General features: G+C 65.9%; 11 protein-coding genes and 1 tRNA gene. 5 read left to right on the top strand and 7 right to left on the bottom strand.

All coding sequences use genetic code 11. The features are described 5' to 3' along the window. Positions 1-31 precede the first annotated feature (31 nt). Positions 32-105 (bottom strand) — tRNA-Gly (locus ACSHZY_RS17910). A 9-nt stretch (positions 106-114) separates the two neighbouring features. Beyond that, positions 115-600, bottom strand: coding sequence for a fasciclin domain-containing protein (locus tag ACSHZY_RS17905; protein WP_435171469.1), 486 nt, complete (start codon positions 598-600; stop codon positions 115-117). 117 nt (positions 601-717) lie between these two features. Here ACSHZY_RS17905 and ACSHZY_RS17900 point away from each other — a divergent pair, with 117 nt between their 5' ends. Next, complete coding sequence (locus ACSHZY_RS17900) at positions 718-1,824, top strand: Ppx/GppA phosphatase family protein (RefSeq protein ID WP_435171467.1); 1,107 nt, start codon at positions 718-720, stop codon at positions 1,822-1,824. Then, the gene (locus ACSHZY_RS17895; protein WP_435171465.1) at positions 1,824-2,534 is read left to right on the top strand and encodes an RlmE family RNA methyltransferase; all 711 of its coding nucleotides are present in this window, start codon (positions 1,824-1,826) and stop codon (positions 2,532-2,534) included. The genes ACSHZY_RS17900 and ACSHZY_RS17895 overlap by 1 nt, the downstream gene beginning before the upstream one ends. Positions 2,535-2,547: 13 nt before the next feature. On the opposite strand, the gene ACSHZY_RS17890 is transcribed toward ACSHZY_RS17895, so the two are convergent. Continuing rightward, complete coding sequence (locus ACSHZY_RS17890; RefSeq protein WP_435171463.1) at positions 2,548-3,117, bottom strand: YcbK family protein; 570 nt, start codon at positions 3,115-3,117, stop codon at positions 2,548-2,550. Positions 3,118-3,342: 225 nt separating this feature from the next. Between ACSHZY_RS17890 and lpxD the strand changes: the two genes are divergently transcribed. The 3 genes from lpxD to ACSHZY_RS17875 are packed head-to-tail and all read left to right on the top strand — an operon-like array spanning position 3,343 to position 5,926. After that, positions 3,343-4,434: a UDP-3-O-(3-hydroxymyristoyl)glucosamine N-acyltransferase gene (gene lpxD / locus ACSHZY_RS17885; RefSeq protein WP_435171461.1), complete on the top strand. Its 1,092-nt coding sequence runs from the start codon at positions 3,343-3,345 to the stop codon at positions 4,432-4,434. Between the two features lie 26 nt (positions 4,435-4,460). Beyond that, complete coding sequence (locus ACSHZY_RS17880; protein ID WP_435171459.1) at positions 4,461-4,721, top strand: acyl carrier protein; 261 nt, start codon at positions 4,461-4,463, stop codon at positions 4,719-4,721. Then, positions 4,718-5,926 carry a beta-ketoacyl-[acyl-carrier-protein] synthase family protein gene (locus ACSHZY_RS17875; RefSeq protein ID WP_435171457.1) on the top strand — a complete coding sequence of 403 codons (1,209 nt, stop codon included), beginning with the start codon at positions 4,718-4,720 and terminating at the stop codon, positions 5,924-5,926. The genes ACSHZY_RS17880 and ACSHZY_RS17875 overlap by 4 nt, the downstream gene beginning before the upstream one ends. Positions 5,927-5,954: 28 nt before the next feature. Here the strand turns inward: ACSHZY_RS17875 and ACSHZY_RS17870 are convergent, their stop codons facing one another. The 4 genes from ACSHZY_RS17870 to ACSHZY_RS17855 form a co-directional block, all read right to left on the bottom strand. Beyond that, entirely contained in the window at positions 5,955-6,581 is a 627-nt protein-coding gene (locus ACSHZY_RS17870; protein ID WP_435171456.1) for an invasion associated locus B family protein, read from the bottom strand. A gap of 206 nt (positions 6,582-6,787) precedes the next feature. Continuing rightward, positions 6,788-7,693: a site-specific tyrosine recombinase XerD gene (locus ACSHZY_RS17865; protein WP_435171454.1), complete on the bottom strand. Its 906-nt coding sequence runs from the start codon at positions 7,691-7,693 to the stop codon at positions 6,788-6,790. Then, positions 7,693-9,189 (bottom strand): hypothetical protein, encoded by a 1,497-nt coding sequence (locus tag ACSHZY_RS17860; RefSeq protein ID WP_435171452.1) that lies wholly within the window; start codon positions 9,187-9,189, stop codon positions 7,693-7,695. The genes ACSHZY_RS17865 and ACSHZY_RS17860 overlap by 1 nt, the downstream gene beginning before the upstream one ends. Further along, positions 9,179-9,313 (bottom strand): hypothetical protein, encoded by a 135-nt coding sequence (locus ACSHZY_RS17855; RefSeq protein ID WP_435171450.1) that lies wholly within the window; start codon positions 9,311-9,313, stop codon positions 9,179-9,181. The genes ACSHZY_RS17860 and ACSHZY_RS17855 overlap by 11 nt, the downstream gene beginning before the upstream one ends. Between the last annotated feature and the right edge of the window lie 55 nt (positions 9,314-9,368).

Genomic DNA, 9,368 nt, shown 5'->3' with positions numbered 1-9,368 from the left:
AGCGCCGTCAATATGTTAGACTGTAATAGGATGGAGCGGGTGAAGGGAATCGAACCCTCGTCGTAAGCTTGGGAAGCTTCTGCTCTACCATTGAGCTACACCCGCGACGTGCCTTCAGTAATTCACGTCGGACGAGGCGTCAATAGCGGGAAGAATAAGCGAATCAACCGTGTGGATGACGCCGTTGGACCGCGGGATGTCCGCCGCCGTCAGCCGGTGTTCGCGCCCTGCGTCGTCGCGCAGCATGATTCCGTCCTGCGTGCGATACATGGAAATCCGGCAGCCGCCGACAGTGCGGACCACCGCAGGACGCCCGGTGGCAAGAACATCGGTCAGAGCACGGGTGGGGGCCATGTGGCAGGTCAGGATCTGCACTAGCCTTTCACGATCCAAACCGGCCGGCAGTTTCGCGAAGGCGGAATCCTGCGGCGCGAAGATCGTGTAGGGACCGGGATTCGACAGTGCGCGATCAATCCCCGTCTGACGCATCAGCGCGGCGAACCGGGTAAAGCCCGGCGTCTCCGCCGCGAAATCATAGACGTTTGCCGCCAACGAGGGCAGGGGCATCAGGCAGGTCGCGGCAAGCAGGATCCAGCGCATGGCACACTCCTTCATCACAGCTTTGTAACGCAAGGCCGCCGGTCCGGTTCCCCGTGGCCTTGCAACAGGCGTGGCAGGGACATACTGTAGGGGTTAACCGAATTGGAGGGCGATTCAATGGCGCCCGAGCGTCCCAGAGGTGCGGACGCGCTCCCCGTCGAATCCGCGCGGGTCGAACCTTCCGCCGCCTCGCCCGGGTCCACGCTTTATGCGGCGCTGGATCTGGGTACCAACAGTTGCCGCATGTTGATTGCCGAGCCCAAGGGCAGTCACTTTCAGGTCGTGGACAGTTTTTCCAAGACCGTGCAGTTGGGCCTAGGGCTGGAAGCATCCGGCCGGCTTTCGCGTGCCTCCATGGGGCGCACGGTTCAGGCGTTGCGCATCTGTCAGAAGAAGCTGGAAAAGCACCGCGTGCGGCGGATGCGGTTGGTCGCGACCGAAGCCTGCCGCCGTGCCCGCAATGCGCGGGATTTCATCCGCATGGTCCGGCGCGAAACCGGCCTGCAGCTGGAGATCATCAATCCCGAGGAAGAGGCCCGGCTGGCCGTCATCTCCTGCGCGCCGCTGGTCAATCCCAAGACGGAACAGCTGCTGGTGATCGACATCGGCGGGGGCTCCACCGAACTCGTCTGGATCGACCTTTCGGAGGTGGCGCCCGATCAGCGCGCACGGTCCATCATGGCGCTGCACAACGGGTTCAAGCCGCGTCGCGGTGCGGCCCGTGTGGTGGACTGGATTTCCGTGCCTTTGGGCGTGGCCACGCTGAAGGACCAGTTCGCGGATGTGGAAGATGACGCCGCACGCTTTGCGCTGATGAGCTGGTTCTTCGAGGAGAACCTGTCCAGCTTTTCGCCCTACAACTGCGAGAACACGCGCGACGGGTTCCAGATCATTGGCACGTCAGGCACGATCACGACGGTCGCGGCGTCGTTCCTGCGGCTGCGACGCTATGACCGCACGAAGGTGGACGGCCTGCACATGACGTCCGACCAGATCGACCAGGTGATCCGCGATTATCTGGCGCTTGGCCCGGAAGGGCGGCGCGTGGATCCGCAAATCGGGCGTGACCGGCACAGCCTGATCATGTCGGGTGCCGCGATCCTTCAAGCGCTGATGCGGATCTGGCCGACGGACCGCCTTTCGGTGGCCGATCGCGGTTTGCGGGAAGGCTTGCTCTATCAACAGATGAACGCGGACGGCGTTCTGGAAGACGGACCACTGTGATGACGGAAAAGAACACCTCCGGACGGGGCCAGCGCGATCTGCGGGTGCGCGTCAAGACGGCGAAAGGGCGCAAGCTGTCCTCGACCCTGTGGCTGGAACGGCAGCTGAACGACCCCTACGTGCAGCGAGCGAAGAAGGAAGGCTATCGCGGACGCGCCGCCTTCAAAATTCTGGAGCTGGACGACAAGTTCGGCTTCCTGAAGCCGGGCTCGCGCGTCGTCGATCTGGGTTGCGCCCCCGGCGGCTGGTGCCAGGTGGCGGTGGACCGTGTGAACGCGTTGGGACAGAAGCCGAACAAGCCGCAGGGGACGGTGCTGGGCGTTGACCTTCAGGAAGTGGAGCCGATCTCTGGCGCCGAGGTCCATCAGCTGGATTTCCTGGAAGATGACGCCGATCAGAAGGTGAAGGACTGGCTGGGTGGCCCGGCCGATGTCGTGATGAGCGACATGGCCGCCGCATCCTCCGGCCACAAGGGCACCGACCACCTGCGCATCATCGCGCTGTGCGAGGCCGCGGCCTTCTTTGCCTTCGATGTGCTGGAGGAGGGCGGCACCTTCGTCGCCAAGGTTCTGGCCGGTGGCGCGGAGAATGAGCTTCAAACTCTTCTGAAGCGCAACTTCAACAAGGTCGCCAATGTGAAGCCGCCAGCTTCACGCGCTGATTCTTCGGAAAAGTTCGTGGTGGCGATGGGGTTCCGCGGGCGTCCGTGACGCCCCGCGACCCTCAAGCGCCCCAGTGGCGGACGGCGCCGCAATCCATGTGCACGAAGTTCGACCCCGAATAGCGACCGACGCCACCGGCCGAGCATGCCTCAGCCGCGCGGGCCATCTGCGACACGGAGCGGGACTTCAGACGCACGTCGGCCGCCTTGCCGGACATGTGCAGCGAGTTGCGCGCCACGCCTTCGGATTGCGACCGAAGCATCGCGTTCGTCTTGGGCGAACGATAGCCCGACAGCAGCAGGTAGGGTTCGTTCGTGTCCATCAGCGCGTGGGAGGCGGCCAGGATGTCCAGCGTGCGCGCGTCGAAATTGATGATCTCGTTCGTGCGCCAGTCGCGGACGAAGCGGTTCACGTCCTGCAAGGATTCCGGGATGTACTGCCCTTCGATCCAGTAGATCGAGTCCAGCGATTCACCGGTGCGTCCATTGTACATGCGAACGCGCCGCACATCGCCTGCACCCCGAAGAAAACCGAATGCGTTCGACGCCGAAGGGGCCGCCACGACCACCGTCGCCGCAAAGGCTCCCAGAAGACCACGCCGCGTCAACGCCGGAAAGGATTGTCCTGCCATCAGTCTGCCTGTCCCAATTTCTGTCACGGCCTCTTGTTTGCGAGGTCTTCGTGATTGATGAGTTAATTTATGACGCATTTGGACGGAATTTCCAAAAGTTTTTACGGCCCGTTCCGCTGCGTCACGCCACCCCTCGGCGTAATCGCGCCGAAACACACCATATGAGGGCTGGGGTGGCACTTCGACCGGCCGAGGTTTAGATCAGTCCCAAAGACGGAGCGTATCATGACACACACCATCCGCGACATCGCCGCCGCCATCGGGGCCGAGGCCGAGGGCGATCTGGACATCGCGATCAGCGGCGTGGCCGAGCCCGCCTCTGCCACGGCGCACGATCTGGCCTTGGCCATGGATCCCAAATACGCCGAGGGCCTTGGCGAGGGCAGCGCACAGGCCGCCATGGTGTGGCCGGGCGCCGATTGGCGTTCCCTAGGGCTGAAGGCCGCCATCATCGCGCCCCGCGGCCGTCTGGCCATGGCCGGACTGTCGCGCATGATGGACAAGGGTCCGCTGATCGCCCCCGGCATCCATGCCATGACGGTGGTGGACCCCACGGCGATGATCGGCGAAGGCGCGGCCATCGGCCCCTTCGTCACCGTCGGGGCGGGGGCCGTCATCGGACGCAACGCGCGCATCGCCTCCCACGTGGCGATCGGCGAAGGCGCGCAGATCGGCGACGACGCGCTGATCCTGACCGGCGCCAAGATCGGCGCGCGCGTGCGGATCGGTGACCGCTTCATCGCCCAACCGGGCTGCGCCATCGGCAATGACGGCCTCAGCTTCGTCACCCCGGAAAAATCCGGCATCGAGGAGATTCGCGAAACGCTTGGCCTGCGCGAAGGCATCCGCGAGCAGGCCTGGACCCGCATCCATTCGCTGGGATCCGTCCAGATCGGCGATGACGTGGAGGTGGGGGCCAATTCCACCATCGACCGCGGCACGATCCGCGACACGATCGTGGGCAGCGGCACCAAGATCGACAACCTTGTCCACCTTGGTCACAACGTGCGTGTCGGAAAGGACTGCCTGCTGTGCGGCCTGGTGGGCGTCGCCGGCTCCGTCCGGATCGGGGACCGCGTGGTGCTGGCGGGGCAGGTGGGCGTGTCCGACAACATCTTCATCGGGGATGACGTGATCGCGGGCGGCGGCACCAAGATCCTCAGCAACGCGCCAGCGGGCCGTGTGCTTCTGGGCTACCCTGCCGTGAAGATGGACGCGCATGTGGAGATGCAGAAGGCCCTGCGCCGTCTTCCGCGCCTTTCGGCCACGGTGAAGGAGCTTCAAAAAATCGTTTCAAAGGATGTGCAAGAAGATTGAGCCTGCCCCGACCAAGAGGATCTACGATGGACACGGTGGAAGACAAGGTCATCCGGATCATCGCCGATCAGGCGCTTCTTGATCCGTCGGAGGTGACGCCCGCCTCCACCTTGGCCGAGCTTGGGATCGACAGCATGGCCCTGGTGGAAACGATCTTCGCGATCGAGGAAACGTTCGACGTTTCCGTTCCCTTCAACGCCAACGAACCGGCGGCTGGCCAGTTCGACATCTCCTCCGTCGGCTCCATCGTGGCGGCGGTGGAGGATCTGGTGGCCGCGCGGGTATGAAGCGCGTCGTCATCACGGGGGCCGGCACGATCAACGCGCTGGCCCATGACGTGAAGGGCACGTTCGAGGCGTTTCGCGAAGCCCGCTGCGGCATCACCGAGCTCGACATCCGCGACAAGGACCGGCTGAGCATCCAGATCGGCGGTCAGGTCCATGACTGGGACCCGGAGGCGCGCTTCAACCGCCAGCAAATCGCGCTTTACGACAAGTTCACGCAGTTCACCCTTCTTGCGGGACGCGAGGCCGTGGCGCAGTCCGGCCTGAACTTCGACGGCCGGCTGAGCTACCAGGCCGGCGTGGTGCTGGGCACCGCGGCGGGTGGCGTGAACACCTGGGACGACAACTATCGCACGGTGTACGAGGAGAAGAAGAACCGCGTTCACCCCTTCGTCGTGCCCAAGCTGATGAACAACGCGGCCGCCAGCCACCTGTCGATGGAGTTCAACCTCAAGGGGCCCAGCTTCACGGTGGCCACGGCCTGCGCCAGTTCCAATCACGCGATGGGCCAGGCGTTTCACATGATCCGGTCTGGCATGACGCAGGTGATGCTGACCGGCGGATCCGAATCCATGCTGTGCTTTGGCGGCATCAAGGCGTGGGAGGGGCTGCGCGTCATGTCGCGCGACGCCTGCCGCCCCTTCAGCCTGAACCGCAACGGCATGGTGCAGGGCGAGGGCGCTGCCATCTTTGTGTTCGAGGAGCATGAGCACGCCCGCGCGCGCGGCGCCGAGATCCTGGCCGAGGTGGTGGGTTTTGCCATGACCTCCGACGCGTCGGACATCGTGATGCCGAACAAGCAGGGTGCCGCGCGGGCCATCGCCGGAGCGCTGCGCGACGCGCGCCTGAACGGGGACGAGGTGGGCTATATCAACGCCCACGGCACCGGCACGGCGGCGAACGACAAGACGGAATGCGCGGCGGTGGCGGATGTCTTCGGGCCGCATGCGGACCGGCTGATGATCTCCTCCACCAAGTCGATGCACGGGCACCTGATCGGTGGCACCGGCGCGGTGGAGCTTCTGGCCTGCATCATGGCCCTGCGGGACGGCATCATCGCCCCCACCATCGGCTACGAGGAGCCGGACCCGGAATGCGCGCTGAACGTGGTTCCGAATGTGGCGCGCGAGGCGAAGGTGAAGGTCGCTTTGTCGAACGCCTTTGCCTTCGGCGGGCTGAACGCGGTTCTGGCCCTGCGGAAGGCGTAGGGCCCCGGGTCGCTCCGGGGCCTTCGTGTCACTTCGCGTTGGCCGCGACGACCGCGTCATATCCCGCCGTGAAGCCTGACAGCGACAGGTCAAGGACGACCTTCTGGTCCGGCGCCACCACCGGCACCAGCGTCAGCTGCGCCGCGGAGCCCTTCTTCAGTGCGTCCACCTCGGCCTGCGTGAAGCCGATCCGGGCCACGCACCCGACCGAACTGCACCAGGTGTAGGGGTAGATCTTGGCCTGTGCGCTGTCGACCTTCAGCGACAGGTTCGCGGTCAGCAGCGTTTCCAGCGGGACGATGACCGTCGCGCCGGCCGCGGCCTGCTGGCCGGCGGGCAGGTTGAACATGCTGAATTCGGCCACGTTGTTGCCGTCGTTGTCCTGCAGCAGCTGGTACAGCTGGCAGCGGTCCTTGCCGGCTTCGTCGGCGATGCAGCGCTGCTCCCATTCGCCGAAGGTGCCGGCCACCTTCATCGGGTTCTGGTCTTCGGCCGTCTGGCCCATGCTGAGGTCCTGTCCGGACGCGTCATCGGCCGTGGCGGCCGGTGCCGGTGCGGGGGCAGGCGCGGCAGGTGCCGTTTCCTGCGCCAGCGTGGCGTGGGCCAGCGACATTCCGAAGGTCAGGGCAAGAAGGGTGGAGAGGGTCTTGGACATGCAGTTCGGTCCTCAAGTGGTTCCGAAACGGGCTTAGCATGCGCGTTCCACCCTGTCAGGCGCGAAAATGAGGAAAGGGCCGACCCTTCGGTCCGCCCTTTCCCCTTTATGAACCCCCTGTCGGACGGGCCGACTTATTGGGGCTGAGGCTATGCGCCGCAGGGACATGCGTCAACACCCAATCGTGACGTCGCCGTGACGGGCCGTCAGTCCTTGGCCAGCGGATGATGGTTCAGGACAAGGTTCTTCAACTGCTCGTCCAGAACATGTGTGTAGATCTCCACCGTGCCGATATCGGCGTGGCCCAGCATCAACTGGATGGCCCGCAGATCGGCCCCGCCCGCCAGAAGATGGGTTGCGAAGGCGTGGCGCAGCGTGTGGGGCGTCACGCGGGACGGGGAGATGCCCGCATCGCCCGCGATCTGCTGGATCAGACGGAAGAAATACTCCCGCGTCAGGTGGCCCGTGGCACCACGGCCCGGAAACAGGAACTTCGACTCGGCATCCCCTTCGTCGGAATCCCGCCGCGCCAGCCAGGCCATAAGCGCCTCACGTGCCGGGGGAGACAGAGGCACGAGACGTTCCTTGCCGCCTTTTCCGCGCACAAGTAGCATCTGGGGATCACCGCGCGCGGCGGCGACAGGCAGGCCCACCAGTTCGGACACGCGCATGCCCGTAGCGTACAACAGCTCCATCAGGCAGCGGTTGCGCACCTGAAGGGCGTCGCCACGCCCCCGTTCGCGGGCCGATTCCAGCAGCCGGTCCACCTCGTCGATGCTGAGGGTTCCGGGAAGGCGCTTGTCCGTGCCCGGCCCCTTCAGGCGGATCGCAGGATTGTCCTCGCGCAGCCCTTCCTCGTGCAGGAAGCGGTAGAACTGCCGGATGGACACCAGCCGGCGGGCGCGGGTCGCCTTCGACAGGCCCTGAGCGTCGCAGAAGATCAGGTAATCCTCCACCATCGTGCGATCGGCGGTGGTGAAGCTGGCCTCCCGCCGCTCCAGCCAGCACAGGAAGTCCTTCAGGTCCCGCCCATAGGCCAGAAGCGTGTTGCGCGCCGCGCCCACATCGGCGGCCTGCGCGTCCAGAAACAGCGAGATCCAGCGTTCCGACATCAGCCGCGCCGTTCCAGGATCATCAGTTGCAGGGCCACACGCCGCGCCGCCGGCTCCAACCCCAAGGCGCGGAGTGTGGAAATCCCCTCAGTCACGCCCTGAAGATCGCCCTGCGCACCGCGCGACAGCATGGTCATCGCCAGCAGCAGCGCCTCGCCCCGACGCTGCTCGGACAGCAGCTCGTCCGCCTCGGGTGGGACGGGGTCGCTGGAGAAGCCCCCGGCGATGGCACGGGACAGCCCATCCACTGTCGGCGCCGTCGCGGGCGATCCCGTGGCAATTGCCGTCAGGAAACGATCCTCGGCATTGGCGGAGGCGTTCAGGGTCTGCACCCCGTCCAGCCGCCCCGTCAGAAGGCCCATCCGCGCCGCCATCAGCGCCGCGTCGCCCATCAGTGGCAGGGCCAGAAGCTGCGGCGCGTACATGCGCGAAAACGCAACCTCAAGCTCCGCCCCCGCCATGGCGGACCACGCCAGCGGCAGGGCCTGCGCCGCCGCACGGGCGTCGCCTTCGGTCACCGCCCGATCCAGCGTCTGGATGGCGTCCGCCCGGTCCCACACCCCACCCGAGGCCGCCGGTCGCTGGAGAGTGTAGAGGCCGAGAAGCCGATTCGGATCCAGAACCCCGGCACGGGTCAGCCGCTCCGCCGCGTCCAGTTGCGCCTTCCAGCCAGAGGAATCGCGCAGTTCGGCATGGGCATAGGCCAAGGGCAGGGTCAGCGTCGGAAGCGGCTCGCCGATCGCCTCGAACATGCGCCATTCCAAGGGCGTCGGGCGGGGCGGCGGCGGCAAGGGCGGCTCCCCCTCGAACAGCTCCGGATCCAGGAAGCGGGAGATGAGGGCGTCTTCCTCGGGCGTGATCAGGCCAAGGGCCTGCGCGGAGTGCAGCACCACCACGGCGGCCGACCAGTCGCCGGTGCGGGCGGTGCAATAGATGCGGGCGGGATAGGTCGGCGCCAGCTGCGGCGCCGCATCCAGCGTTTCGCACGCCCGATCTTCGGTCCCCAGAAGAAGGGCGATGTCGAACTGGCGGCGGAAGGCCTTTGCCTCCGCGGCACCCGACACGTCCAGCAGCGCCTGCGCCTGTTCCAGCGCGCCCACCGCCAGCAGCTTGTCCAGCCGCGCAAAGAATACGAGGCCTTCGGTCCCCGCATCCCGCGGGGCATGGGTTTCGGCCAGAAGCACGTTCATCGCCAGTTCGTGAAGGGCGGGCAGGGTGTTGACCGGCATGGCCGTGATCTTCTCCGCGATCACTCGGGACGATCCGGCGCCCCAGAGGTCACGGGAAAGCCCCGTCTGGCGCGGCGTCAGAAGGCCCGCGACATCCAGCACCGGCGCGTCGGGCACCGTCGTCTGCGGCGGTTCCGGCGGCGCTGCGGGGGGCGGGGGTGCCGTGACGGACTGCGACAGCCAGTCGATGGCGGACATGGGCGCTTCGGCCCCGGCAAGGCCGGGGGCAAGGCACAGCGTCAGCACAAGGGCGTGCCTAGTTCCCATCCAGCGTCACCGGCGCCGTAACCTCGGTTTGCGGGGGGGTCAGGTCGCCCAGATAGGCATAGCCCGTCAGCCCCAGGAAGATCAGCACTGCAATGATCAGCACCGCCTTGATGATAAGACCCATCTTTCCGCCCTCTGCGCCGTTTCGGCGTCTGTCCGATTTATATATGGCAATCGCT

This window comes from Falsirhodobacter sp. 1013 (assembly GCF_051195255.1).
In the GTDB taxonomy this organism is placed as follows: domain Bacteria; phylum Pseudomonadota; class Alphaproteobacteria; order Rhodobacterales; family Rhodobacteraceae; genus Falsirhodobacter.
The sequence above is the reverse complement of the archived record's forward strand: the minus strand, read 5'-3'. Positions and strand labels throughout refer to the sequence as shown.

Coding starts and splice junctions, on each gene's coding strand:
- ACSHZY_RS17905 (WP_435171469.1), bottom strand. CDS start 600: ATGCGCTGGATCCTGCTTGCCGCGACCTGCCTGATGCCCCTGCCCTCG.
- ACSHZY_RS17900 (WP_435171467.1), top strand. CDS start 718: ATGGCGCCCGAGCGTCCCAGAGGTGCGGACGCGCTCCCCGTCGAATCC.
- ACSHZY_RS17895 (WP_435171465.1), top strand. CDS start 1,824: ATGACGGAAAAGAACACCTCCGGACGGGGCCAGCGCGATCTGCGGGTG.
- ACSHZY_RS17890 (WP_435171463.1), bottom strand. CDS start 3,117: ATGGCAGGACAATCCTTTCCGGCGTTGACGCGGCGTGGTCTTCTGGGA.
- lpxD (WP_435171461.1), top strand. CDS start 3,343: ATGACACACACCATCCGCGACATCGCCGCCGCCATCGGGGCCGAGGCC.
- ACSHZY_RS17880 (WP_435171459.1), top strand. CDS start 4,461: ATGGACACGGTGGAAGACAAGGTCATCCGGATCATCGCCGATCAGGCG.
- ACSHZY_RS17875 (WP_435171457.1), top strand. CDS start 4,718: ATGAAGCGCGTCGTCATCACGGGGGCCGGCACGATCAACGCGCTGGCC.
- ACSHZY_RS17870 (WP_435171456.1), bottom strand. CDS start 6,581: ATGTCCAAGACCCTCTCCACCCTTCTTGCCCTGACCTTCGGAATGTCG.
- ACSHZY_RS17865 (WP_435171454.1), bottom strand. CDS start 7,693: ATGTCGGAACGCTGGATCTCGCTGTTTCTGGACGCGCAGGCCGCCGAT.
- ACSHZY_RS17860 (WP_435171452.1), bottom strand. CDS start 9,189: ATGGGAACTAGGCACGCCCTTGTGCTGACGCTGTGCCTTGCCCCCGGC.
- ACSHZY_RS17855 (WP_435171450.1), bottom strand. CDS start 9,313: ATGGGTCTTATCATCAAGGCGGTGCTGATCATTGCAGTGCTGATCTTC.